At 51.3% G+C, this 24,824-nt stretch carries 20 protein-coding genes and 1 riboswitch; of the genes, 13 read left to right on the forward strand and 7 right to left on the reverse strand.

Annotated features, from left to right (window positions below; translation table 11 throughout):
* Positions 1-311: 311 nt before the first annotated feature.
* The 4 genes from HCG48_RS21625 to HCG48_RS21640 all read left to right on the forward strand — a co-directional run bounded on the left by HCG48_RS21625 (position 312) and on the right by HCG48_RS21640 (position 8,809).
* A complete protein-coding gene (locus tag HCG48_RS21625) occupies positions 312-2,387 on the forward strand; it encodes an FAD-dependent oxidoreductase (protein ID WP_168571023.1) in 2,076 nt (691 codons plus the stop codon).
* A gap of 1,540 nt (positions 2,388-3,927) precedes the next feature.
* Positions 3,928-7,356 (forward strand): calcium-binding protein, encoded by a 3,429-nt coding sequence (locus HCG48_RS21630; RefSeq protein ID WP_168571024.1) that lies wholly within the window; start codon positions 3,928-3,930, stop codon positions 7,354-7,356.
* A 344-nt stretch (positions 7,357-7,700) separates the two neighbouring features.
* On the forward strand, positions 7,701-8,372 hold the full coding sequence (locus HCG48_RS21635) for a 2OG-Fe dioxygenase family protein (RefSeq protein WP_168571025.1): 672 nt from the start codon (positions 7,701-7,703) through the stop codon (positions 8,370-8,372).
* A 125-nt stretch (positions 8,373-8,497) separates the two neighbouring features.
* Positions 8,498-8,809: a hypothetical protein gene (locus HCG48_RS21640; RefSeq protein WP_168571026.1), complete on the forward strand. Its 312-nt coding sequence runs from the start codon at positions 8,498-8,500 to the stop codon at positions 8,807-8,809.
* A 113-nt stretch (positions 8,810-8,922) separates the two neighbouring features.
* Here the strand turns inward: HCG48_RS21640 and HCG48_RS26265 are convergent, their stop codons facing one another.
* The 3 genes from HCG48_RS26265 to cobW form a co-directional block, all read right to left on the reverse strand.
* Entirely contained in the window at positions 8,923-9,672 is a 750-nt protein-coding gene (locus HCG48_RS26265; protein ID WP_246259685.1) for an RNA-guided endonuclease InsQ/TnpB family protein, read from the reverse strand.
* Positions 9,635-10,198, reverse strand: a complete 564-nt coding sequence (locus HCG48_RS26270; protein ID WP_246259686.1) for an RNA-guided endonuclease InsQ/TnpB family protein — start codon at positions 10,196-10,198, stop codon at positions 9,635-9,637. The genes HCG48_RS26265 and HCG48_RS26270 overlap by 38 nt, the downstream gene beginning before the upstream one ends.
* Before the next feature lie 173 nt (positions 10,199-10,371).
* Positions 10,372-11,436 carry a cobalamin biosynthesis protein CobW gene (gene cobW, locus HCG48_RS21650; protein ID WP_168571027.1) on the reverse strand — a complete coding sequence of 355 codons (1,065 nt, stop codon included), beginning with the start codon at positions 11,434-11,436 and terminating at the stop codon, positions 10,372-10,374.
* Between the two features lie 443 nt (positions 11,437-11,879).
* Positions 11,880-12,025, reverse strand: a riboswitch (cobalamin riboswitch).
* A 291-nt stretch (positions 12,026-12,316) separates the two neighbouring features.
* Here cobW and HCG48_RS21655 point away from each other — a divergent pair.
* Positions 12,317-12,478, forward strand: coding sequence for a hypothetical protein (locus HCG48_RS21655; RefSeq protein WP_168571028.1), 162 nt, complete (start codon positions 12,317-12,319; stop codon positions 12,476-12,478).
* Here the strand turns inward: HCG48_RS21655 and HCG48_RS21660 are convergent.
* The 3 genes from HCG48_RS21660 to HCG48_RS21670 all read right to left on the reverse strand — a co-directional run bounded on the left by HCG48_RS21660 (position 12,475) and on the right by HCG48_RS21670 (position 14,256).
* A complete protein-coding gene (locus HCG48_RS21660; protein ID WP_168571029.1) occupies positions 12,475-12,729 on the reverse strand; it encodes a DUF7219 family protein in 255 nt (84 codons plus the stop codon). The two genes, HCG48_RS21655 and HCG48_RS21660, sit on opposite strands and share 4 nt — an antisense overlap.
* 352 nt (positions 12,730-13,081) lie before the next feature.
* Positions 13,082-13,234: a hypothetical protein gene (locus tag HCG48_RS21665; RefSeq protein ID WP_168571030.1), complete on the reverse strand. Its 153-nt coding sequence runs from the start codon at positions 13,232-13,234 to the stop codon at positions 13,082-13,084.
* 41 nt (positions 13,235-13,275) lie between these two features.
* Positions 13,276-14,256, reverse strand: coding sequence for a metal ABC transporter substrate-binding protein (locus HCG48_RS21670; RefSeq protein WP_168571031.1), 981 nt, complete (start codon positions 14,254-14,256; stop codon positions 13,276-13,278).
* A gap of 115 nt (positions 14,257-14,371) precedes the next feature.
* On the opposite strand from HCG48_RS21670, the gene HCG48_RS21675 reads away from it, so the two are divergent.
* The 4 genes from HCG48_RS21675 to HCG48_RS21690 all read left to right on the forward strand — a co-directional run bounded on the left by HCG48_RS21675 (position 14,372) and on the right by HCG48_RS21690 (position 19,328).
* A complete protein-coding gene (locus HCG48_RS21675; protein WP_168571032.1) occupies positions 14,372-15,178 on the forward strand; it encodes a metal ABC transporter ATP-binding protein in 807 nt (268 codons plus the stop codon).
* A gap of 74 nt (positions 15,179-15,252) precedes the next feature.
* On the forward strand, positions 15,253-16,140 hold the full coding sequence (locus tag HCG48_RS21680) for a metal ABC transporter permease (protein ID WP_168571033.1): 888 nt from the start codon (positions 15,253-15,255) through the stop codon (positions 16,138-16,140).
* Between the two features lie 184 nt (positions 16,141-16,324).
* Positions 16,325-18,271 (forward strand): heavy metal translocating P-type ATPase, encoded by a 1,947-nt coding sequence (locus HCG48_RS21685; RefSeq protein ID WP_168571034.1) that lies wholly within the window; start codon positions 16,325-16,327, stop codon positions 18,269-18,271.
* A 142-nt stretch (positions 18,272-18,413) separates the two neighbouring features.
* Positions 18,414-19,328: a vitamin K epoxide reductase family protein gene (locus HCG48_RS21690; RefSeq protein WP_168571035.1), complete on the forward strand. Its 915-nt coding sequence runs from the start codon at positions 18,414-18,416 to the stop codon at positions 19,326-19,328.
* 114 nt (positions 19,329-19,442) lie between these two features.
* Here the strand turns inward: HCG48_RS21690 and hpf are convergent, their stop codons facing one another.
* Positions 19,443-20,087, reverse strand: coding sequence for a ribosome hibernation-promoting factor, HPF/YfiA family (hpf, locus tag HCG48_RS21695; RefSeq protein WP_168571036.1), 645 nt, complete (start codon positions 20,085-20,087; stop codon positions 19,443-19,445).
* 938 nt (positions 20,088-21,025) lie between these two features.
* Here hpf and lipB point away from each other — a divergent pair.
* The 4 genes from lipB to HCG48_RS21715 all read left to right on the forward strand — a co-directional run bounded on the left by lipB (position 21,026) and on the right by HCG48_RS21715 (position 24,808).
* Complete coding sequence (gene lipB / locus HCG48_RS21700) at positions 21,026-21,703, forward strand: lipoyl(octanoyl) transferase LipB (RefSeq protein ID WP_168571037.1); 678 nt, start codon at positions 21,026-21,028, stop codon at positions 21,701-21,703.
* A gap of 404 nt (positions 21,704-22,107) precedes the next feature.
* Positions 22,108-22,473, forward strand: coding sequence for a hypothetical protein (locus tag HCG48_RS25585; protein ID WP_200668387.1), 366 nt, complete (start codon positions 22,108-22,110; stop codon positions 22,471-22,473).
* A gap of 177 nt (positions 22,474-22,650) precedes the next feature.
* The gene (locus tag HCG48_RS21710; RefSeq protein ID WP_168571038.1) at positions 22,651-23,832 is read left to right on the forward strand and encodes an FtsX-like permease family protein; all 1,182 of its coding nucleotides are present in this window, start codon (positions 22,651-22,653) and stop codon (positions 23,830-23,832) included.
* A 205-nt stretch (positions 23,833-24,037) separates the two neighbouring features.
* Positions 24,038-24,808, forward strand: coding sequence for an ABC transporter ATP-binding protein (locus HCG48_RS21715; RefSeq protein ID WP_168571039.1), 771 nt, complete (start codon positions 24,038-24,040; stop codon positions 24,806-24,808).
* Positions 24,809-24,824 lie beyond the last annotated feature (16 nt).

Below are 24,824 nucleotides of genomic sequence, written 5' to 3' on the forward strand. Positions count from 1 at the left end.
ACTGAAGCTGGAAGCATGAAGCCCGCGTGCTTCAGCCGGGGGGGCTGACGGAACTTGACAGGCCACTGCTCATGTGACTGCTCATCTACTAGTGTGACAGGTTTTTGGTTGGCCGACCGTCGCGATCGTCGCTTTTCGACCCATACGTATAGGTTTCACTTATGACAACCGCGATCGATTTCTTTGCCCGATCGGTTCGCATTCGGTGCGTATAGTCGATGATTGAGAACGGGGGACTTGTCATCGTTCTTGGCGAACTCGGCGATCCCCGAACAAAATCGATTGTTTTTTACCGACGAACACATTTGGAAATGATCCAGCGTCAACCGCAGCGATTGCCATCCGGAAGTTTACCGCGCATCTCGAAACGCCGATCCTTATTGAGCTTGCTCTTGAGCCTCGTGCAACTGGCTCCCTTCGCCACCGGAGTCGGTGCCACCCCACCGCGATCGCCCGATCTCGAAGAAACGTGCGAAATTTTGATTATCGGTGGCGGATTGGCCGGATCGGGAACCGCTTACGAAGCCCTCCTCGCCGGACGAACCGTTTGCATGACCGAGATTACCGACTGGGTGGGCGGCCAAATTTCCTCTCAAGGGACCTCGGCCCTCGACGAACGCCCCACCCAACGGCAGAAACTCTTTTACCCGCGCGGGTATTTAGAATTTCGCGATCGCATTCAAGACCACTACGGCAAACTCAACCCCGGTCAGTGTTGGGTGAGCGAATCGTGCTTTCTTCCCGAAGACGGCCACAATTTGTTGATGGAACAACTCGAAGAAGCTGCCAAACGCGGGAAAGGTCAGCTTAAATGGTATCCGAACACGGTGATTAAAGACCTCGAAATCGTCGATCGCGGCAACGGACGCCAAATTACCGCCGCCATCGGCATCCAACATCGGGCTACGGAAGGGGCGCCGCCGCTCAATACCGAAACCCTCTCCCAAAAGCTCGAAGATGCCTACCGCTACGAAGATTCGGAGCGGTTCGACAAAACGATCGTCCGCTTCGTTCCCACCCCCGCGAGTAACGGCGGTTCCCGTCAAGCCGATTGGTACGTCATCGAAGCCACGGAAACCGGAGAAATCGTCGCCCTCGCCGACATCCCCTACCGCCTCGGCATCGACCCGCGATCGCGCTTCGAGCCTTCCTCCGCCAGCGAAACGGGCGATCCCTACTGCACTCAGGGCTTCACCTATACGTTTGCCATGCAAGCGACGGAGGAACCCCAAGAACACGAAAAACCGCCCTTTTACGATCGCTACGCCCCCTACTACAGCTACGAACTCGAACGTCTCGCTAACTTTACTCTCGTCTACACCTACCGCCGCATCTGGAGTGCCAAATATACTAAAAATCTGCCCGGGAACGTCCGCGAATACCCCATCAATCCGGGGGATATTTCCATGCAAAACTGGACCTGGGGCAACGACTACCGCCCGGGGACTTCCGTGGATAATTTAATCTACACCCGCGACCAACTCGAAGCCAACGGACAACTCGAACCCGGCGGCTGGTTGGGCGGTTTGCGCGTCGAAACCCTGGCGGCGGGAGAAGAACACGCCAAAGGGTTTTTCTATTGGCTGGTGGAAGGGACGACGGATTCCCAACTCGGCGACGGGGTGAAGGAGAAACACCCGAATCATCGCTATTTGGCGGGGTTGGACTCGCCGATGGCGACGGCTCACGGCTTGTCGAAATATCCTTACATGCGCGAGGGTCGCCGGATTATCGGTCGTCCCGGTTGGGGTCATCCCAATGGGTTTACCGTCTGGGAAATCGATATTTCTCGCGCCGACTACAGCGAGGATTTTTATCGTTTGAATTTGCTCCCGGAGGAATATCGCCGCTTGTGGGAATCCCTCGCCGGATTGAATGCGTTGGAGGCCCTTCGGGAACAACCAGATACGGAGAATATACCGCCGCGATCGCGTTCTACGATTTTCCCCGATTCCGTCGGGATTGCCCACTACGCGATCGACTTTCATCCCTGCATGACGGAGAGTCCCCCGGAAGCCCCCGGCAATACGGAACGGGAAGGGGAACGACGGGGCGCCGGGACGGCTTATCCGTTCCAAATTCCCCTGCGGTCGATGATTCCTCAAGAGATCGATAATTTGTTGGTGGCGGGGAAGAGTATTGCCACCAGTCACATCGCCGCCGCCGCCTATCGGGTTCATTCGTTTGAATGGTCTGTCGGTGTCGCTGCAGGAGTTACGGCAGATTTGTTATTGGAAAAGGATTTATTGCCTTACGAGTTGGTGGATGACTTGCCCTATAAGGAACCGGACTTGGAGGTTTTGCAAGGGCGGTTGAACCGTCAGGGGAATCCGACGGCGTTCCCGGAAACTTCGATTTTCAATAATTCTTGGGAGGATTGGAAATAGGGGGTTGAGGGGGGCGATCGGTAAATTTACGCTGTTTTTCGGTGAAATTGCCGATCGCCCCCGCCGAGCGGCTTCGATCTGCTCGTATTGAGCGTTATTTTGCGATTTAACGGCTCTGTTGACGGGCAATGGGCGATCTCCTTTCCGGGGTCGCCTTATTTTTTGGCGACGGGTTTAAACTTGTCGGCGAATTTGGGTATTCTGCCCTATAGGGGGTCGGACACTCTCTCGACCTGCCCCGTGCCAGACCCAGTGCGAGCCTAGGGGAAACAGGAGATGACCGGATGGCGCGATCGAAAAGCCGATCTCTCCATGCCATTTTTTCGCGATCGCCATGTTCCATTTTTCCAAACTTCAGTGTTTCTACGGTTGCCAAATTTGTCAATTTATCAAAAGTCAGAAAAGCAGATTTTAAGGATTTTTTTAAAATTCAAAAAACTTGAGTAATTTCCGAAACATTCCCCGAAGAATTACGGAATTTCAATTTTACTTTTCCTTAAAAGATAATTCCTCAGTTAATAAAAATGAAGGCGCGATCGCCGGGGCGATCGGTCATTTTTTTGTTGAGTATAGAGTTGAAATACCCAGGCTGCCCGAGGGGCGAAACCACGAAATAGAGCGCCTGAAACCTACGTTAAGGTAGAATTGAACCGCGATCGCCTGCACAGAAGATACCGACGGGCGAGCCGGATAGGCGATCGGGTAACTTGCCAACAAATTTCTAAAAAAAATCTTTTGAGTGGGGAACAAACCCAAACAAGCCTTGGTCTATCAACGCAGGTCGCATTTTTAGCACCTCCTTTGGGAACCCAAACAATTCGGTTGTAGTCTCTAGCTTTAGCAAAGCCTTGAGATTGAGATCTGGAGAACCCCCCGCGATTTAAATCAATCGATCGAACGGAGTTCGACAATCTCGCTACCATCGAACGAACAACAACAAGTTAACAACCAGCTAACAATAAGTTGTCTGACAGGGTTCATCTATAACCTAATATTCACAGGTTGAGGATTATGAAATGATGGGTGGTTGAGATTATCGATGGCCGATGAATGGGATGGAGTGAAAGTAGAAAATAGGTAAGCACCCCAAATGGCAACTACACGATAAAACTTTCAAATCCATTCGCTCTCAAGCCATATCAAACTAAAAACCCTACTGTTTTTGAGAATTTCTAAGTAGTAGACTATGAAACTGGTTCCGCTTAATTGAGTCCATCGAATCCCATCCAAACCGACTGCACAACTTCCACTTGAATCCAACTGGCTCAGTTGGCAACACCAGTTCCCTTAGAAAATAAACTTCAGTGCAGAACTACAGTGCTAAAAGGGGGTTAACGTTTTGAGAGCGTCATCGAAACAAACAATCTGGCAATCGCCCCATCGGGTCGCCACTCAACCCAGAAATTCTAGATTTTTACCTAGCTAGCCACGCAAACTAGCACGGTTATCATCCATCTCAAACAGGCGTTCGTCAACGTCATGGGGTGGTTTGTGTTCCCAAAAAGTTTTCGCGATCGAAAAATAACCCAGGAGAATTGGAATGGACGAACTCGAACAACAACAACAACAAGAACAAGAACAACAACAAGAACAACCTGTTGTGGTCGAAGAAGAAGCCCCGGCGACCGAAGAACCCATCGTCGAAGGTGAAGTGACAGTCACCGCAGAAGACCAACCCGTTGAAGAAACCGAAGGAGAAGTCGTTCCCCCTCAAGAAGGCTTAACCGACGAAGAATTAGCCGTCACCACGGGTGTCGCCGATGACGGTACCGACGATAGCGTCTCTGAAGAGCCGGAAGTCATGGAAACCGTCGCTGAAGATGACGTCGTTGGTGACGATGCTGGGGATGATCTTGGTGAGGAAGGAGACGTCACCACTACCGTTGTCCCTGAAGAAGGACAAGAAGCTCCCGAAGGAGAAGTCACCGTCACCGAAGATATGAGCGACGACATGGACGACATGGACGACGACATGGACGACGACATGGACGACGACATGGACGACGACATGAGCGGCGAAATGGGTGACGACGACATGAGCGGCGAAATGGGTGACGACGACATGGACGACGCCGACGGTCTCGATGGCGAAAGCCAAGAATTTCTCTCGAAATGCTTCAACGAAGAACTGTATCTCCAGTACAACGAAGACGTTCGCGTCGCCGTTGAAGCCGGACAGTTCTCCAGTGGTTTTGAACACGCCGTCAAATTTGGCTACAAAGAGCAACGCACCGTTTTAGTTGGCTTTGAAGCGAGCTACTACGAAGAACAAAATATTGACGTTGCCCAAGCTGTCAACCGTGGCGAGTTCGTCAGTTCCTTCGCTCACTTCCTGAAACACGGTCGTAAAGAACGTCGTGGATTCAGCCGCTTCTTCAAAGAAGACGAATATCTCGCCAGTAACACCGACGTTCAAGAAGCTGTTGCTAGCGGCCAGTTTGAAAGCGGTGCCGCTCACTTCTTCCAATTTGGGATTTTTGAAGCTCGCGTTTTCAGCAGCGAATTTAGCGCGATCTCCTACATCAACAACAATAGCGACATTGCCGAAGCCCTTCAACAAGGCTCGATCTTCAGTGCCTTCCTCCACTTCCTGCAATTTGGATTAGAAGAAGGTCGCTTGGCGAGTGCCGACCCCGACAGCGATGACGATGACGATGATGATGACATCGCCGGGGAAGATTCCGATGACGGTGCCGTTGGTGGTGAAGGTGGCGACGACATCGACGATGACGGCGGTGACGCCGACGGTGCTGACGCCGATGATGACGGTGACGACGCCGATGGTGCTGACGCCGATGACGACGGTGACGACGCCGACGGTGACGACATTGAAGACAGTGCCAATCCCGACGATCTGCCCGACGTTCCCAATCCTCCGGACATCGAGATTCCCGAACCCCCAGAACCTGAAGAACCTACGGTCGATGTTGACAGTGCCTTAGAACAAAGCGGACTGTTTAACGAAGAATTCTTTAGCTCTCAGTTGAGTGAAGAGATCCTCGCCCGGATTGGGGAAGGTGCCGAGTTCAGCAGCGTTCGCGAATTCTTCCTGAAAGAAGGAATCTCTCAAGGCTTAGTCCCGACTCCGTTCTTCAACGTCGAATTCTTCCTCGATAGCAATCCGGAAGTTGAAGAAAGCATTGCAAGTGGCAAGTTCTCCAGTGCCTTTGAAGCTTTCTTAGCCTTCACTCAAAGCGGATCTCAAGGATCGGATGACGATGAAGGTGATGATGACGGCGGCGAAGTTGGCAGCCCGATTCCCTTCTTCAATGTCGAGCAATATTTAGCGAAGCTCGAAGCCTTCATCAGCGAAAACGCCGAACAAGTTGCAGAAAATCCAGAACTTGAACTCGAAATTCCCGAAGGTGCGACTGCTTCCCAAAAATTCCAACTGGTTTACAAGCACTTCATCTCGGTGGGTGTTAAACAAGGTATCTCCGCCAGTGAAGAATTCAACGAAGAACTCTACCTGAAGCTGAATCCGGAAGTCGAACAACTCATTGCGAGTGGCGAGTTCTCTACTGTCCTCGAACACTACTTCTTAGTCGGTCAGTTTGAAGGTCTGATTGCTTCCAAGCCGGATGATGATATTGAAGAAGAAGAGTACAAAGTCGAAATTGACGATCTCGAAATCGACTTTGAATCGGCTCTGTTCGGTTCGGCTGAAGGAGAAACCTTAGTCGGTAGCGAAGGCGAAACCGTCATCTTCGGTAACGGCGGCGATGACTTGCTTGAAGGAAGCAAAGACAAAGATATTCTGGTCGGCGGTTCCGGAGATGACACCTTAATCGGTGGCGACAATGATGACATCCTCATCGGTGACGGTGCCGACTATGACGACACCATGATTGGTGGCGAAGGTGACGACGATTCCGATGACGGTGCCGAAGGCGACGACACCACCACGGGTGCCGAAGGTGATGACACCACCACGGGTGCTGAAGGTGATGACACCACGACCGGAGCCGAAGGTGACGACACCACGACCGGAGCCGAAGGTGATGACACCACCACGGGTGCTGAAGGTGACGACACCACGACCGGAGCCGAAGGTGACGACACCACCACGGGTGCTGAAGGTGACGACACCACGACCGGAGCCGAAGGTGACGACACCACCACGGGTGCTGAAGGTGACGACACCACGACCGGAGCCGAAGGTGATGACACCACGACCGGAGCTGAAGGTGACGACACCACCACGGGTGCTGAAGGTGACGACACCACGACCGGAGCTGAAGGTGACGACACCACGACCGGAGCCGAAGGTGATGACACCACCACGGGTGCTGAAGGTGACGACACCACGACCGGAGCTGAAGGTGACGACACCACGACCGGAGCCGAAGGTGACGACAGCATGATGGGTGGTGACGAGCTTGAAGGTGGTAATGACTACCTCGAAGGCGGCAAAGGGAAAGACACCATTCTTGGCGGTGCTGGCGACGATACCATTCTCGGTGGCGACCAGAAAGACTTGCTCGCGGGTGGCGATGACAACGACTACCTCGATGGCGGTGACCAGAAAGACACCCTCATCGGCGGTGCGGGTAACGATATCCTCTTCGGCGGCAAGCAAAAAGACATGCTCTACGGCGGCGAAGGCGACGATACCATGTACGGCGGCGAAGGCAAGGATACGCTGACGGGCGGTGCCGGAGCTGACTTGTTCATCCTCGATGCGGATGACTTGGCTGAAGGTGAAGATGGTGTGGTTTCCAGCAAGAAGGGCGATGTGATTACTGACTTCAATGCGGAAGAAGGTGACACGATCGCGATCGCTGGCGAAGCTTTCGGTATCACCAACATCTCCGATGTGTTCTCGGCGGATGGTTCCGGTGACGTGGGTGTTGTCAGTGGCTCGACGGAAGCCGGCGATACCTTCACGAAGATTAGCTTCAGTGCGGAATACTCGCTGACGATCTTCTCTGAAACCGAAATCACGGCGAATGATGTGACGCTGTTGTAATCCCGCGATTCATCTCAAGCTCGATTGAGTTTGACTGAGCGTTAAATTTAGAAATCGCACTGGTTCTTCGAGCCAGTGCGATTTTTATGTATTACGGCTTTTGGTTCTGAGCCTATATTGGGCGAGGCATTGCATCTAGGGGCGATCGGGGTCGAGGCGATCGCCGCGCGCGCATCGAGCTGTCTGGAGTGGCAAATCTGAGGGTCTCGTGAGAGTGTCTTCACGAGATTTTTTTAATTTTTGTCAGGAACTTCGCAACCCCTTTAAAAAGATCCTCTATACTTAAAACATAGGTTTTTCGATAAAAACTATATGGGGATCGTCAAAAACAGAGGCATAATACCATGCAAACTCTATCGGGATCCAAAATACGAGATTCTGGAATAAGCTTTACTCTCCAAACAATTAATTCAATTAAACTAGAACGGTTTAAAGAGTTCTTTGAGGATTTACCTGTCGATCCGTACTATAAACGTATGGGTCAACGCCGTCGATTGTCGCGTTTCAAGCTGGCGGACAAGCAGTTAGTTAAGTTGCCCCACGGCTATTTGAATGCACCGGAAAAGTCAAATCCGCTACGCCAGGGAATGAGGCGGGAGTTTATCGAACTCGACCCCGATTTAATCGCGCTGGCTTCGTTCAAACGGTTAGTCACGGAAGTGGCCGATTGCTGCCAACTATCACCGGATGCCGATATTGCGGTTCACCAAATTCGTCGGACTTGTTCGCCCCACGATTTCGGTCACCCGTCGCCGGATGGTATCCATCGCGATGGTGCGGATTTTCTGGCGATCTTTGCGGTCGATCGCCATAACGTTAAAGGCGGGATGACCCTGTTATATCTCGACCCTTACGAAACTCCGGTGTTTAAAAAAGTTCTCTATCCCGGAGAACTCCTCGTGGTTAACGATCGCCAGTTCAGGCACTTTACAACGGCGATCGAACCTCTGATGGCCGATCGCGCGATCGTCGATTTGTTTGTCTTGACAAGCCCGAGTTTGCTGTCAGATTTCTAAATCGATCTCAATTTAATTCAATTCAATTCAATTCAATTTCTTTGTCCGGGGACGATCGCGCTGCGATCGCCCTCCAGTAGGAATCGGACAGTCTTTCGATTTCATCAAAAAATGGAGTGAAACTCATGTATAACCCAGCTTATGAAGCCTTCAACCGCCTGACGCGCAAAATCGCCGAAGCGGTCGGCGAAAACGGTCCGGCAACGGAAACCGAAGCGATGGAACTCGCTGCCGAATACATCAACACCTTAGTCGAACACTTGGGCGATCGCCAGATTGAAGCCGATCTCGACGCACTGCGCTTAGGCAAAACCCGGCTCAATCAAGTGGCCAAATCCCTACAACATTGGCTCGAAGTCGAGGCGGGAGAGCGCAAAGAACGGGAATTCAAAGAGTTTATCGCTCAATTAAACACGAGAATGGGCAATGTTGCATAAGCCCCTCATCTCCGATTAGAACTCGATCTGGTCTGAACGAAGTCGCGATCCGATCTCTATTACCCGAGATCGGATCGTTTTCTAGTGACATCCTCCCGACGCTGAATCAAAGATTACAGCGCGGGCTTCCCAGCCTCACGATTGGGTGTTCCTGCCCCACGCCACTTATCTAGGTCATAGACCCCCGACAGACCGACTTGACAGGCGGTTTCCGTTCCCCAGAGTCCCTGGGATACTACGTTTTCTTGTCCACGATGCAAAACCATCTCTGCTGCAGCATGGTCACGATGAGTCCGATACCCACACTCAGGACAATGATGCTCTCTGACTTCCAACCCTTTGCTGACCGTAGCAAAACAGTTGGGGCAGGTTTGACTGGTGCCGTTGGGGTTGACTTTAGCAAAGTACACTCCCCGTTTCCAGCAAACCCATTCCGTCAGAGACAGAAATTGTCCGAAGGCGGCATCAACACAATCTTTTCGCAGCATTCCTCTCGTCAAGCCTTTGACGTTGAGGTCTTCTGCAAAGATGGTTTGTGCCCGATCGCAAAGCTTATGAGCCGTCTTCAGATGGAAATCTTTACGACGGTTTGCAATTCGGTGATGCATTCTAGCCACTTCGATTTGCGCTTTCTCCCAGTTTTGAGAACCCTTTTGTTTTCGTGCGGCTCTGCGTTGCAGCAATTTCAGCTTGCGTTGCATCGACTTGAAAAACTTAGGGCGCTCTTGGAAAGAGCGATCGGAAGCGGTCAAGAATCGCTCCAATCCCAGGTCAATCCCGATCGCCCGACCGTGAACCGGAGCATCGGGAACCGATATATCCGATTCAATGGTGACGACGACATACCATTGTGTTCCTCGCACCCTGGACAATACCCTTACCTGTATCCCCCCAACCCCCCTTTGAAAGGGGGGCGAAGGGGGGATGCAGGTTCATGGGTATTTCCCCTAACTTTGGCAATTTGATTGTGAAGCCATTGATGGGATTGTGCTTGAATTGGGGAAACACAAAGGATTTGAATTGACCGAACTTTTTGAAACGTGGAAATCCATGTCCCCGTTTCTGAAAGGCTTCCCAGGTATCGTGCAGTCTGCGAATCGTGGTCTGCAACACCTGAGAATGCACCTTACCCAGATGCGGGAATTGCTTCTTCGCTTTGGGCAGGTTGTTCTGCTGACGGTGGTAGGACGGAAATGGCTCATCGGCGGGAATGATGTATTTCTTCTCCAACGAACATCGGTCTACCGGACACTTACGCGAAGCAATCCAGTCTTTGAGTTCGCGTAAAGCGTAGTTATATACGCCTGTGCACGTCTCAAGCCACGACCGCAGTTCAGTCTGCTGTACGACATTTGGATAGATTCGGTAAGTGTAGTTCACGGTCAGCATGACTATAATTTACTACAGACTATAGCTGCTGATAAATGCTGGTCTCATCCCCATCGTAGGGCTTAGTCCTTCCCGTAGGGTGGGGAATCGACTGTTCGAGAGGAGTCCATGGATCCCGACGCTGATGCTTCGCATACAGCGCGGGATTTATAGCTCCCCGAACCCCTCAAAAGTTAAACCGATGTCGAGATCGCTTGAGGCGATCGCACCGCCGCTTCAATAACGGCGCGGTCTAACTCGCGACCGATAAACACCAACCGGGTCTGCCGCTTTTGAGTCGGCCCCCAGGGGCGATCGTAAAAATAATCAAACCGCTTGCCGACCCCTTGCAAAACCAGGCGCATCGGCTTATTTGGCACCGAAATAAACCCTTTAATCCGGTAAATTTCGCGATCGGCGACTAACGCTTGCAACCGTTCGACCAAAAGGCGCGGCTCGAAACTTTCATTTAACACCACATGAACCGCCCCGATCTCGTCGTCGTGGTCGTGATCTTCCTCGCTGTCGTGATGACTCGGACGACTTTCTAAATTCTCTTCCACCGCCGCATTGAATCCCAACAGCAACTGCGGATCGACCTGACCGTTTTCACACGGCAGAATTTTGACCCCGGGACTGACTTGCTCGCGCAACCAATTTTCGACCCGGGTGCGGGTTGCGTCGTCTAACACGTCTCCCTTACTCAACAAGACCAAATCCGCACAGGCGAGCTGATCTTCAAACAACTCTTCGATCGGGGTTTCGTGATCCAAATTTGGATCCGCTTGACGAGCTTGCTCCAAAGCATCGAGATCGCCGACGAGGGTACCGTTGGCGATCGCCTCGCAATCGACCACGGTCACTACGCCGTCTACTGTAGCTCCCGTGCGGATTTCCGGCCAGCGAAAGGCTTGCACTAACGGCTTCGGCAACGCCAAACCGGAGGTTTCGATCAAAATAAAATCGAGATCTTCCCGGCGTTTGAGCAATTCCTGCATGGTCGGCAGAAATTCTTCTTGGACCGTGCAACACAGACAACCGTTATTCAGTTCGACGATATTACCCCCTCCTTCGGCGGTTTCGCCGTCGTCGCAAACTTGACAGGCTTTGAGAAACTCGCCGTCAATTCCGACTTCGCCAAATTCGTTGACGAGAACGGCGATGCGACGACCTCGGTTATTTTGCAGTAAGTGGCGGATGAGGGTAGTTTTGCCAGCACCGAGAAATCCGGTGACGACGGTAACGGGAATTTTATGCATGGAAGAACCTAAGAAAACGACAAACGATTAGCTGAGAATGGGGGTTGTCAGGAAGGTCGCACCGATGCCGCAAATCCTCAATCTGGCGAAGCGCAACGACAGCGAAAGCCGTTCGCCGACCTGTTGCAGCAGCATCCGATCTGCCAGATAGTTTGGCGGTCGGCGAGTCCGAGGGCGATCGCGCGGACGTCGCGATCGAACAGGCGATTTGAACTTGCGAAATAGGGGCTAAAGAAGGGCTACCAGGGAAGGACGGCGACGGGCCGCCTCGGGTCTTGCTGGCGGTCGCTCAGGGCCTCCCACAGGGGCGATTTCGGCATCCCTGGGAATGCGATTCGCGCCGTAGCGTGGCGATCGCGGGGGATGCAAACGGGTGCGGCTGGGTTGGAAAAATCGAGCAAGTGATAAATTCCCCTTCATCTGTACCTCGCAGATGCGATTGGTGGTCGATCGAAGCGTCGGCGGGCATTCTGACTTAGAGGCGGAGATCGCCCCATCACAGTTGCGGGACAGCGTCGGACTCGCACCGAACTTTCCCCCTTACGTTTGACGGCTGATTCCCGCCAAAACCGACTGGATGTTAGTATCTTACCCTACCTGTTGACCGGGGGAAACTACCACGACGGGCGCGATCGCCTCGGAAATCTTGCTGTAGCGTTGTGGCGGCGTTCGCATATAGCCTGCGGCATTGCTATAGCTTTGTTTTTTTGGGGCGATCCGGGATACTTTCGACCGCTCCGTGCGATCCTAAGTTCGGCAGTTCGGCGATTTCTGAGCGATCGTCACTGTCTATTTCTGCCCCGACGACCGCTTGAGTGAAGGGGAATCGCGGTCGCTAATATAAAACATCCAAAAATCAAATCACGAGCAGAATAAGAAGTTGCACCGATCGCGCGCTCGATGGACTTGCGGATTTTTCCAATTCGTCATGATGGCGATCGCCCTCTATCTCGCCGTCGCACCGCGATCGAACTCGACGGTCGCGATTTCCTTTGGAAACAGACAAAGCGGCGATCGCCCGTCAACTGGCGATCTCTTCTAGGATTCCCCCGATCCGGAAATTGAAATTTCTCCAATTTTCAGTTGTTTTTTAGACCGTTTGAGTTGTTTCCACAGCGCTCTAATTTCCTGGTAAGCTTGTTCGGGAGAAAGCTTTCCCCCGGTTTCCAAACAGCTAATAAAGGTCACGCGCTGGGCGAATTCTTGTAAATTAGCGTTAAATAAGAGGTTTTCTGGGGTGACTTGCCCGTAATAGCGACTGCGTGGATGTAAAAATTTATCTTTATCATTCATTGATATTCACCCTTGTTGATGTTATATTTTTTGCTTACCAAAAATTTATCTCAAAATCCGGAATTTTTAAAAGGTTCTTAGCTCGAAAAAATCAGGGGGCGATCGCCCCACTGAAACTGACAGAAACCATTATTTGAAAGCATAACTTCAATTTTCTGCGACGGCCACATCCTTCAGAAAATAATTGCGTTGCTCTATTTACAGTTTAAACAAACATTTCCCATCTCTGGAAGTGGCATTGATAATTTGTTACAGAATATACAAAACCCGATCGCAATCTAAATTGGAATTGTAGTGCGATCGCCCGCCTCGCCTTCCTATTCCACCCGGCGATCGCGTTAGATGGCATTTTTTATATTAAAATCCTTTGAAAAAGATCTATATTTAAGCTGGCAAGAGTGAGGGCGATCGCCGAACGCGGCAGGTTCCAGACTTGACGCGATCGCCCTTGAAATTCCGGCGTTGTGTCCGTCAGCGATCGCGATTTCCCTCCCCCGGGCAGCATCGGCGGGAACCCTCCCGATCTCACACCCCCCGTTTTTTCATTTAGGGGCGATCGCCCGTCTCCGTCGGAAAAGGTGTATACTCTCCCCCTAACGCTTCTACAATTGCCCGGGTATTCGAGACCATCATCTTGACGTAAGAATCCCCCTCACTTCCCGGGGCGCCGAGGGAGTCCGAATACAACTCCCGTGGCGACAATTGCACCCCAGCTTCCTCGGCGACCGTTTGGATCAACTTAGGATTAATCGTAGTTTCTGCAAAAATTGCCGGAACCTTCGCCGCTTTAATCTGTTCGACCAATTGGGTCACCGTTTGGGCGCTGGGTTGTTCTTCCGTACTCATCCCGATTAACGTCCCGGTTACCTGCAAGCCATAAGCCCGAGTAAAATATTGAAACGCATCGTGAGTGGTCACCAAACGGCGATTTTCCGGCGGAATCGTCGCGATTTGCGTCTCGATCCAGCCGTGCAACTCGGCTAAGGTGCTGACGAAGGCGGCAGTATTTTCGCGAAACAGCGCTTCATCTTCGGGAGACAGTTCGATCAATACATCTCGAATCGCTTCGACCATGACGATCGCATTGCTGACGTTCCCCCAAACGTGAGGATCCGGGACTTGTTGACCGTCATAATCCATGTCCAACGGTTCGATAACTTCTCCTACGGCGAGTTGGCGCGCCTTGACCCCCGCCGCATTCATCAATTTTATCAACCCCGGTTCTAAGTTGTACCCGTTGTAGAGAATCAAATCCGCTTCCTCGAAGGCGATCGAATCTTGGGGGACGGGTTCGTAAATATGCGGGTCGGCGCCGGGTTCGAGAATTCCGGTGTGGTCGATTTCATCCCCGCCGACGATCTCGGTCCAGTCGGCGATCGCGGTACTGGTCGAGACCACTCGGGGTTTCTCGTTCCCCGTTTCTGGCGGACTCGGCGTACAGCTAACCAGGGACAATCCTATCAATACAGTCCCTATCCATCCACACCACCGGGTCGGAGAGTTCTGGGAGGCGATCGCGTCAGTCATCGGCTTGTGTTGAGTTGAATTGCATTTTCATTTTCATTTCATATTTGTCTCATATTTCGTTCACTTTTGCAGTATCCTGAAATAAGAACGCCACTTACCCCCCACAGATCTACCGATGAATTACCCGACGCCTACCTCCGGTTCCCTCGCGAATATCCAAGTCTGGAGAGAACAAAAACAGACTCCCGGCGCCCCGATCGGCATCAGCCATCTCGGGGTCAGCTATCGCAAAGTCGAAGCCCTCACCGATGTCAACTGCGCGATCGCCCCGGGAAGACTGACCGGGATTATCGGACCGAATGGGGCGGGTAAAAGTACCTTAATGAAAGCGATGTTGGGATTGACCCCGATCGCCAGTGGTCAAATTCTCTACAACGGTCAACCCCTCAGCGAACAACGTCGCCAGGTGGCTTACGTTCCCCAGCGATCGCAGATTGACTGGACCTTTCCCGCGACGGTGTGGGACGTGGTAATGATGGGACGAGTTGAAAAAACGGGCTGGTTTAAGCGCTTTAGTGCCATCAGTCGCCGTTTGACCCGCGAAGCCTTAGAACGGGTGGGAATGAGTCACCTGCGCGATCGCCGCATCGGCGACCTGTCCGGCGGTCAACAACAGCGCGTCTTTCTAGCGCGATCGCTGGCCCAACAAGCCCAAATTTACTGCTTTGACGAACCCTTTGTCGGAATCGACCAAAAAACAGAAAATATCATTTTCGAGATTTTCCACGAACTCGCTGACGAAGGCAAAACCGTGTTAGTCGTCAATCACGACCTCGGCGCCTCAATTACTAATTTTGACGATTTAATCTTGCTCAATCGCGAGTTAATTGCATCCGGTCCGCGTCAGCAAGTTCTTAACGAACACAACCTCGATCGCGCCTACGGCGGTAAAGTCGTCTTCTTTAGCGGGGAAGCGGCTTAAGCTCAATGTCGATCTCATTTCCGATAGTTCGCCAACTGCCATCATTTCCCACTCCCCATTCTCCCCTTTTCCTCATGCTCGATTGGCCGATCGAACCGCTTCAATACAGTTTCATGCAACGGTCTCTGGCGATCGCCGTTCTCATCGGTCTGATTTGCGCCGTTGTCGGTAGTTATCTGATGGTCCAACGGTTAGCCTTACTCGCCGATGCTATCAGTCATTCCGTTTTACCCGGATTGGCGATCGCCTTTATTCTCGGCGTCAATCTATTTGTCGGGGCTTTCATCGCTGGTATTCTCAGTACGGTCATTATTGCTTGGATTCAGAGGCGATCGCCGATCAAGGAAGATGCAGCAATGGGAATTGTTTTATCCGCATTCTTCGCCCTCGGTATTACCTTAATTACCATTATCCAAAAAGATAATAAAATCGACCTCAATCACTTTTTATTCGGCAATATTCTCGGCGTCACTGGGGCAGAAGTGTGGGAAACTGCCGCGATCGCTACGGTCATTCTTGCCGTGGTCATTTTATTTTATAAAGAATTGCTCTTTTACAGTTTTGACAGTCTCGGGGCTGAAGCCGTCGGGTTGCCCGTTAATTTACTCAACTTCGGCTTGATGGTTTTGATTGCACTTACCGTAGTCGCCAGTATGAAAGCCGTCGGCGTGGTGTTGGTGTTGTCCTTAATCGTCACTCCCGCCGCTACGGCTTATTTATTGGTACCCCGGTTACATCAAATCATGGCAGTCGGCGCGATCGCGGGCATTCTGTCCAGTATTAGCGGCATGTATCTGAGCTACTATCAAAATATTCCCTCGGGTCCGGCGATCGTGTTAGTCGCTTCCGGCTTATTTACCCTTGCCTTTCTCTTCAGTCCGAGTTACGGTCTGTTTACTCGACCGCAGGTCGATCGCGGATCTTCTCCCCTCTGGCAGGAAATTAAACGCCTGTTTCAATAAGAAGTTTGCAGCAATTTTAGAACTTGTTTTACATTTATTTTGAATTGGGCGCGGCGATCGCGTCCTTCCTGCCTAATTCTCCCACTTAGCCTTCCTCGGGTCTCCCGAGCAGTTTACGAGACCTCCCTTTTTTTGCTAAAATATATGAAATACTGTTCAAATATTGATATATTGGTTTTGTTTCATGAGCGAACTACATTCTTCCGCGACAGGCTGTTGCAGTTGTTCTCAAGAAGCCAATCCTAAAAATGAGAATAATTCTATCGAAGATTACACCGCGATCGCCCAAAAATTAATCCCGATCGCCATCGCGATCGCCCTCTTTATTTCGGGATTGATTTTTCAAGAAACCTTGCATTCAACCCCTTACGCGATCGGCGAATATGCCGTGTTTATTCCCGCCTATTTAATTAGCGGTTGGGGAGTGTTGATGAATGCAGGCAAAAATATTACCCGAGGGCGAATTTTTGATGAAAACTTTTTAATGACCGTCGCGACTTTGGGGGCGATCGCCATCCATCATTTACCCGAAGCCGTCGGGGTGATGCTGTTTTATCAAATTGGCGAATTCTTCCAAGAAAAAGCGGTTAGACGATCGCGGCGATCGATTCAAAGTTTATTAGAAATACGCCCAGAAATTGCTCATTTACAAAGAAACGGAAAACTCGAAACCGTCGATCCGGAAACTGTAGAAATTGGCGATCTGATTGTGGTTAAACCCGGGGAAAAGATTCCCTTAGACGGAGAGGCGATCGAGGGAATTTCTCAAGTGGATACCTCCCCACTCACCGGGGAATCCGTTCCGCGTACCGTCCAACCCGGTAAAACAGTTTTAGCGGGGAGTATCAATCAAACGGGAATGCTTTCAATTCGCGTCACTAAACGATTTGAAGAGTCTTCGATCGCCCGTATTTTAGAATTAGTTGAAAATGCGAGAACGAAAAAAGCAAAAACAGAGAAGTTTATTACTAGATTTGCTAGAGTTTACACGCCGATCGTCGTTTTAGCCTCTCTTTTAGTTGCCTTATTGCCGCCGTTACTATTTCCGAGTACGACGATAGAAGAATGGGTTTATCGGGCGTTGGTGGTCTTGGTCATTTCCTGTCCTTGCGGTTTGGTCGTCAGTATTCCCCTCGGTTATTTTGGGGGCGTCGGTGGTGCGGCGAAACGAGGGATTTTGGTAAAAGGTTCGATGTTTTTAGATGCGTTAACGGAAATTAAAACCGTTATTTTTGATAAAACGGGAACTTTGACGCAAGGAACGTTTGAGGTGAGAGAAGTTCACCCGAACGGAGAGTGGAATCGAGAGGGATTATTAAAATTAGCAGCCCATTTAGAATCCTATTCCAACCATCCGATCGCCGTTGCCATTCGCGAGGCATATTCGGGTGCGATCGCCCGGGAAACGATTGCGGACTATCGAGAAATTGCCGGATTTGGAGTTAAAGCGAAGATCGACGGACGCGACGCGATCGCCGGGAACGAACGGTTTTTAATTCGTGAAGGAATTGACGACAGTATAGAAGCAATTGAGGAGACGGCGGTGCATTTTGCCGTTGACGGGGTTTATGCGGGATATATTACGATCGCCGACGAATTGAAAAGTGACGCGATCGCGGCGATCGAATTGCTCAAACAACAGCAAATCGAACGGGCGATCGTCTTGACGGGCGATCGAGAAAATGTAGCGGCTAAAGTTGCCCTAGCTTTACAAGTCGATGAATATTACGCCGAGTTACTTCCCGAAGATAAAGTAACCATTTTAGAGAAAATTTTGGCGCGATCGCCCGACGGCAAAAAAGTGGCCTTTGTCGGAGATGGAATTAACGATTCTCCGGCGATCGCTCGGGCGGATTTGGGCATTGCGATGGGGGCGTTAGGTTCGGAAGCGGCGATCGAAACTGCCGATATCGTGATTATGACCGATGCCCCGTCTAAAGTGGCCGAAGCGATCGCCGTCGGTAAGAAAACCCAACAGATCGTCTGGCAAAATATTGGGTTTGCATTAGGGATTAAAGGGGTATTTATTGCCTTGGGGGCTTTCGGTTTAGCGAGTATGTGGGCGGCAGTTTTTGCCGATGTCGGAGTTGCGTTACTCGCGATTTTAAATGCAACTCGGGTATTGCGATAGACGTCAGTCTATGCCGGAAATCCCACGCAAAAACAGGGGTTGACCCGGACGGTCAACGCCGCTTCTCGTGAATCATGTACGATTGCTATAGAGAATTTCTTCTCGGTTTGCCTTTTTGCGCTAATGAGAGTCAAAAACCCTTATGATACGCCGACGTTCTACTCCCTGGATTCATCGGAAGTCTCGCTTCCTCATTGCTGCGATCGCGACGATGGGGGCAGTGGTGACGGCCTATTTAACTGTAATTAAATTAATGGGGGATTCTGCCACTTGTCCGACCAGTGGCTGTGATGAGGTTCTCAACAGTCCCTACGCCACCGTTTTCGGTTTTCCCCTGACCTTGTTCGGACTGGTGGCTTACGTGGGAATGACGGGTTTTGCCGTCGGACCGTTCGCCGTCGATCCGGCAGAGAATAAAGAATTGCGATCGCGCTTGGAAGACTGGACCTGGTGGCTGATTTTAGTCGGCGGTACGTCAATGGCTATTTTTAGCGGCTATTTGATGTATCTTCTTGCCTATAAAATTCAAGCGCTTTGCATTTATTGTTTGGCTTCGGCTTTATTTTCGTTGACTTTGTTCGTCCTCGCCTGGATGGGTAAAGATTGGGAAGATATCGGCCAAGCAATATTTACCAGTCTGGCCGTGGGAATGGTGACCATTGTCGGCACCCTGGGGATGTATGCGAGTATTAATTCTCCCAATGCCAATAGCAGCAGTCCCTTTAATATTGTCAACAGTTCCGGTCCGGCGGAAATCGCTTTAGCCGAGCATTTGAGCGAACTCGATGCCAAAATGTACGGCGGTTTCTTGTGTCCCCATTGCCACGAACAAAAAGAACTGTTTGGGAAAGAAGCGACGGAGAAACTCGAATATATTGAATGCGATTATCGCGCGCCCGATCCTCAAGTGGAATTGTGCCAGCAAGTCGGAATTACTGGTTATCCGACGTGGGAAATTAACGATAAATTATATCCGGGTCGGCGATCGCTAGAAGAACTGGCGAAGCTGTCGGATTACTCGGGGCCGCGCAACTTTCAAAACACGATCGGCCAATAAGTCCGCCACGGGGGAGGCGATCGCTAAAAAAACCACCGTCACCCCCAAGATCGAGGCTGACGGTGGTTTGAGATGGCTAAAAACGATCAAAAAGGGGAGGGGTAGCCGGGGGATTTAAGCATTGGCAGCTTGAGATTTAGTCCCACTTTCGCGACTGGCACCATTGCTATTATTCCCGTTGGTCTTGCGCGGTTGCAGCACCCCATAACCGCCGTGGTTGCGTTCGTAAATCACGTTGATTTCTCCCGTTTCGCTGTTGCAAAACATGTAGAAATCGTGATCGACTAACTGGAGTTGTTCCAAGGCTTCTTCAATGGTCATCGGCGGCATGGCGAAGTATTTCGTCCGCACGACTTCGGCAGGTAGTTCGGGAGTGCGATCGCCGATTAGATCCTCGACCACAGGCGGTTCGTTGAGAACCTCGGCTTCGATCTCTTTCGGTTTGCCGTGATTTTTCTTGTGATTGCGTTTTTCTTTATATTTGCGAAGCTGACGCGCGATTTTGTCGGCGACCAGATCGATACTGGCATACAGATTTTCGCTGCTCTCCTCGGCGCGGATGATCGTCCCATTGGCGTAAATGGTGACTTCAGCCGTCTGCTTCGGGTTGATTCGGGGATTGCGCGCCACCGACAGATGCACGTCTACTTCCATCGTTAAATTCTGAAAGTGATTGACGGCTTTCTCGATCTTTTGATTGACGTAATCGCGGATCGCGTCAGTGATTTCAATATTTTTGCCTTGGATAACAAGCTTCATATGAACTCTTCCCGCTAACAATATCCATCAGTCAGAAAGACAAAAGGCAAACACTCAAGCGTCAGACTGAAAACGGTAGTTTTTCTGACGGTTTGCGTGTTGCTTACTTTCTTGAAGGTGGGGAAACCGGGGCGGGTATTGCCGCTTTCCTGAAATAATGGCTATTTGCCCGTTTTGAAGGGATAGTTTGGTCAAGAACGGTGCCTAAACTTGCAGGAAGTGTTTTCCAATTCTAATCGAGGATGGCTTCCTGATGCTATGGATTCACCCGCTCCCATTGACGGACTTACGCTGACTCTCTCTTTCCGCTCCTTGATTTCCCATTCGTCTGTTCCTTTATAGGGTGAGGGTTTCATGTCCCCGGTGTGTGGTGGGTGACATGCATTCCCCAAGCGATGCGGCGTTCCGATCCGACTACGGATTTCCTCGATTTCATGGTGGACTTTTTCAAGGAAATCTATCTTTTTTTCGAGCGATAAGTTTACTTACTCACTCTTTCTTTTCAGTTTGAATCGTCCGCAAGTTGCTTGTGGAAAGAAGGTTTCAGAGAATTTGCCTCTGAATTTTAACCCTATAACGGCTTTTGTCGATTACTGGGTTTTATGGATTTATTCTAGCACGAACCCTAGTTTTGTTTAACCGGATTGGCAGAAAATCTTAATGCTGAGGTCTCCCTTCGGAACGGTCGGCTGACCCTTTTGCTTCTGCTTGGTGGTGGTTCTAACACCGTTAGCTTTCCCCTTCGTGTTTGTAGTCTTATTTACACCCTACCATGGGTATATTTTAAATAGTCGCGACCTGCTCGTTGTCTTTAAAATTTGTTGCATATCGAGGGGATCGACGGTGACGGGGCGATCGCCGCGAACCGAGATCGCCGTGGGGACGCTAAAATAACAAATCTGTTTTGCCGCTACGGGGCGATCGCCCCGGTGTGATTGATGTCCTCCTTGCGTCCGGTCTGTCTCTACCAATTCGATCGCGTGGCTTACGCTCAAGCGTGGCAGTGGCAACAAGAACTCGTGCGCGCGCGCCGGGAAAACCCCGAGTTAAGCGACGTTTTGCTCTTGCTCGAACATCCCCCGGTCTACACCCTCGGAAAAGGGGCGACCTCGGACTTTCTCAAGTTCGATCCGAAGGCGAGCGCGATCGAGGTTTACCGGGTGGAACGCGGCGGCGAAGTGACCTACCACTGTCCCGGTCAACTGGTCGCCTATCCGATTTTAAACTTGCAGCACTATCGCCAAGATTTGCACTGGTACTTGCGCCAACTCGAAGAAGTGGTCATCCGAGTTTTGCGCGATTACGGGTTGCGCGGCGATCGCCTCGCGGGATTGACCGGGGTCTGGGTCGAAGGACGCAAAGTGGCGGCGGTCGGGATTAAAGTCAGTCGCTGGATTACTATGCACGGCTTTGCCTTGAATGTGTCCCCCGACCTCAAAGGGTTCGAGGCGATCGTCCCGTGTGGGATTGCCGATCGCCCCGTAGGGAGTTTGGCTCAATTCGTCGGGGACGTCTCGTGCGATCGCGTCCGCCAAAGGACGATCGCCGCCTTTGCCGAAACGTTTGGAGTGCGAGTGATTGAGTTAGAATGGCCTCAAAAGCTCGCGAATGGTTAGTGTTTCCGGCGATCCTCCGCCATCGCGATCGCCAAATTGGGTAGGGAGTCGGTGCATCTTTTCTAGGGGTTTTTAACGCGCTTTCCCAAAACTTATCGAATCCGATCGATCGCCATCCCGGCGCGATCGTCTTCATTCTCCCTCCACCGTTTTCAACTCGATTAGTTTTCTAGCTTTCTCTACCCCGCGACCCCCGCAAGCGGACGCGGGTCCGTTGTCAATTTTACGCGAATTTCAAATTCAAGGGCGAAGACGATCGCAGGTGTTGACCGTCGCGATCGCGATTCGCTCGTTTCTCGATCTCAACACCCGGTAGCCCTCCGTTGCACCCACTTCTCAACCGACGGGCGATCGGAGAACCCACGCTCTTGCCGTCATTCCTTGCAAAAGGGTGCGTACCGTTCATGAGTATATCTAGTCATCCCGGGGATCTGGCCCTCGCCGAACTCATTCGTTTTAGCTCGAAAGTTGCCGCCTCCAACCCGCCAAGACGGCTGCGACGGTTACTCAGTGCCAAATCTCGCCAACAAGTTTTAAAAAAAGATAAAGAAATCGCCGAACCCGTGGCGATCGTCCTCGAAGGTCCCCAGTTTATCTTTGCCGACCCCTTATCGCCACTGAAAGCCAGAGATAACACCGCCTTAGCCGCCTTATTCGATCGCGACGACTTAGCTGAAATCGAAACCGACGTCGATCTTTATTTGAGCTTCCTGTATCCAGAACCCTGTTGGGATGAAGAAACTTTTGAATTTTTGGCGGGATATATTTGAAGACGATCGGGAGAAGCTAAGAGGCAAAAGACAAAAAAAGAGAAGCCAACAGGAGTGCTTTTATTCCTGAGCTGCTTGCCTAAAATCTATCTCAAGCTACACTTATTAACGGAACCGGACCTAACTCAAACGCTCCCACAATTTTCACAACATTAATTATTTTCTGCCGCAGTTATCATGCCTTCAATTGCTCGTAAAAACCTGTTTGAAGACCTGCCTCGCTTCCTCGTCGCTCAAGCGGGAATTATGTTTGCCGTCAGCCTGGTGACCATTCAGACGGGTATTTTTCAAGGCGTCATCCGTTCCACCGCTTTGATGGTCGAGCGGTCCAAAGCCGATATCTGGTTGGGTTCGGAAAATCTCGCCAACGTCGAAATGACCTTGCAAATTCCCTTCGAACGGCTCGAAGAAGCGCAAACTGTAGAAGGGGTCAGCCGTGCGGAAGCGTTGATCGTCAACGGGACCTTGTGGCGCGATCGCAGTGGCAACCTAAACCACGTTCGCATTGTCGGCTTCGATCCGCAAGGGGAGTTATTCAGTCCCGGGGAGATCGTCAAAGGACGCATCGACGAGTTAAACGACCCCTATGCAGTTTTTGTAGACGAAGCAAGCGCTACAGATTTAAACGTGGCTTGGGTGAATGATGTAGTAGAGGTGGGAGCTTTTCGTACCCGGGTCGTCGGTTTTATGGAAGGGCTGCAAAATTCGATCAACAGTCCCTTAGTGCTGACCTCGTTGGAAAATGCGAACGCTTACGTCACCTCGCGTCCGGGAGAAGGGGCTCCAGATTTATCCCCCGACGACCCGGAACCCCTCGGCGAGGACGACAAAATCAGCTTTGTATTAATTGAAGCGGCAACAGGAGAAGATCTAGACGTGCTCAAGCAACGGTTGCAAGACGCCTTACCGAATACGATCGCCTACACCCGCGAAGAAATGACGGTAAAAACCCGCACCTATTGGGAAGAACGAACCGGAATCGGCTTTATTCTCGGCTTGGGGGCGGTCGTCGGCATCGTCGTGGGGATGGTGGTCGTCGGTCAGATTTTGTATTCTTCCGTTTCCGATCACCTCAAAGAGTTCGGGACGCTCAAAGCGATGGGGGCGTCAGATTGGACGATTTACAGCGTGATTATCGAACAGGCGCTGTGGATGGCTGTTTTGGGCTATTTGCCGGGAATGGCGCTCTGTTTTGGGGTGAGAGCTTGGGTGGTGACCGCCCAGGGATTGACGATCGCCATTAATCCGATGACGGCGGTGGGGGTGTTCGGCTTGACCGTAGTCATGTGTGTCGGATCGGCGATTTTTGCCATTCAGAAAGTCAATCGGGTGGATCCGGCGATCGTCTTCAAAGCCTAAATCTCGGGGCGAACCCTTGCCATTTTAGAAATTAATCAGCATAATTACTCAGCCCTATTGGGCGATGACGATCTGGAAAATATGGGTCACAATGGCGATCGAGGGCTAGATTAGGCCATTTTCCAGGGATGTTGGGTTAGAAAACGCTTTGCTTCGCTCTCACCGTCAATTGCCCATCGCTTATCGAAGTAATTTATCGAAACGCATGACTGCTTCCATAGAATATCAAGAGTCAATCCGCGACAACTTTACCGACGTGGCCGATCGCGCCGTCCCCAAGGTCACGACCGATCGCGGGGCGATCGAAGCAAGACGGATCAAAATGCGATTTCCCTCGGGAACGGGCTTTTTTGAAGCGCTCCAAGGCATCAACCTGACTGTCAATCCCGGAGACATCCAACTGTTGATGGGGCCTTCCGGGTCCGGGAAAACCACCTTACTCTCAATTTTGGCGGGAATGCTGACGCCGACTTCGGGAACGGTCCAGTTATTGGGCGAAGAAATTACCTGGATGTCGCGATCGCAACTCTCCCGTTTCCGCCAGCAACATATCGGCTTTATCTTCCAAGGCTTTAACTTATTCCCGGCCCTGACCGCCGCCGAAAACATCGAAGTCGCCCTCAACCTCAAAGGCATTAAAGGACGACAGGCCCACCAAGAAGCGGTTCACCTCCTCGGAGAAGTCGGCTTGCACGACAAAGCCCACCAGTTACCTCGCGACTTGTCCGGCGGTCAAAAACAGCGCGTGGCGATCGCCCGGGCCCTGGCGGGACATCCCAAACTCATTATGGCCGACGAACCCACCGCCGCCCTCGACTCCCATAGCGGACACGCCGTAATCGAACTGTTACGCAAACTCGCCAAAGAAGGCGGTTCCACCGTCTTGATGGTCACCCACGACCCCCGAATCTTAGACGTAGCCGATCGCGTTTTATATCTCGAAGACGGAATGCTCAAACCGGAAAAAAGTTTTTAGAAACCGCGCCGTCGCG

Origin of the sequence: Oxynema aestuarii AP17 (genome assembly GCF_012295525.1) — a bacterium.
Taxonomy (GTDB): Bacteria; Cyanobacteriota; Cyanobacteriia; order Cyanobacteriales; family Laspinemataceae; genus Oxynema; species Oxynema aestuarii.

What these genes read in the sequence shown, in the direction of transcription:
- HCG48_RS21710 (WP_168571038.1), top strand. Translation starts at nt 22,651, where the DNA reads ATGCCTTCAATTGCTCGTAAAAACCTGTTTGAAGACCTGCCTCGCTTC.
- HCG48_RS21690 (WP_168571035.1), top strand. Translation starts at nt 18,414, where the DNA reads ATGATACGCCGACGTTCTACTCCCTGGATTCATCGGAAGTCTCGCTTC.
- hpf (WP_168571036.1), bottom strand. Translation starts at nt 20,087, where the DNA reads ATGAAGCTTGTTATCCAAGGCAAAAATATTGAAATCACTGACGCGATC.
- HCG48_RS21680 (WP_168571033.1), top strand. Translation starts at nt 15,253, where the DNA reads ATGCTCGATTGGCCGATCGAACCGCTTCAATACAGTTTCATGCAACGG.
- lipB (WP_168571037.1), top strand. Translation starts at nt 21,026, where the DNA reads ATGTCCTCCTTGCGTCCGGTCTGTCTCTACCAATTCGATCGCGTGGCT.
- HCG48_RS21625 (WP_168571023.1), top strand. Translation starts at nt 312, where the DNA reads ATGATCCAGCGTCAACCGCAGCGATTGCCATCCGGAAGTTTACCGCGC.
- HCG48_RS21630 (WP_168571024.1), top strand. Translation starts at nt 3,928, where the DNA reads ATGGACGAACTCGAACAACAACAACAACAAGAACAAGAACAACAACAA.
- cobW (WP_168571027.1), bottom strand. Translation starts at nt 11,436, where the DNA reads ATGCATAAAATTCCCGTTACCGTCGTCACCGGATTTCTCGGTGCTGGC.
- HCG48_RS25585 (WP_200668387.1), top strand. Translation starts at nt 22,108, where the DNA reads ATGAGTATATCTAGTCATCCCGGGGATCTGGCCCTCGCCGAACTCATT.
- HCG48_RS21670 (WP_168571031.1), bottom strand. Translation starts at nt 14,256, where the DNA reads ATGACTGACGCGATCGCCTCCCAGAACTCTCCGACCCGGTGGTGTGGA.
- HCG48_RS21675 (WP_168571032.1), top strand. Translation starts at nt 14,372, where the DNA reads ATGAATTACCCGACGCCTACCTCCGGTTCCCTCGCGAATATCCAAGTC.
- HCG48_RS21635 (WP_168571025.1), top strand. Translation starts at nt 7,701, where the DNA reads ATGCAAACTCTATCGGGATCCAAAATACGAGATTCTGGAATAAGCTTT.
- HCG48_RS21640 (WP_168571026.1), top strand. Translation starts at nt 8,498, where the DNA reads ATGTATAACCCAGCTTATGAAGCCTTCAACCGCCTGACGCGCAAAATC.
- HCG48_RS21665 (WP_168571030.1), bottom strand. Translation starts at nt 13,234, where the DNA reads ATGCTGCCCGGGGGAGGGAAATCGCGATCGCTGACGGACACAACGCCG.
- HCG48_RS21715 (WP_168571039.1), top strand. Translation starts at nt 24,038, where the DNA reads ATGACTGCTTCCATAGAATATCAAGAGTCAATCCGCGACAACTTTACC.
- HCG48_RS21685 (WP_168571034.1), top strand. Translation starts at nt 16,325, where the DNA reads ATGAGCGAACTACATTCTTCCGCGACAGGCTGTTGCAGTTGTTCTCAA.
- HCG48_RS26270 (WP_246259686.1), bottom strand. Translation starts at nt 10,198, where the DNA reads ATGCTGACCGTGAACTACACTTACCGAATCTATCCAAATGTCGTACAG.
- HCG48_RS21660 (WP_168571029.1), bottom strand. Translation starts at nt 12,729, where the DNA reads ATGAATGATAAAGATAAATTTTTACATCCACGCAGTCGCTATTACGGG.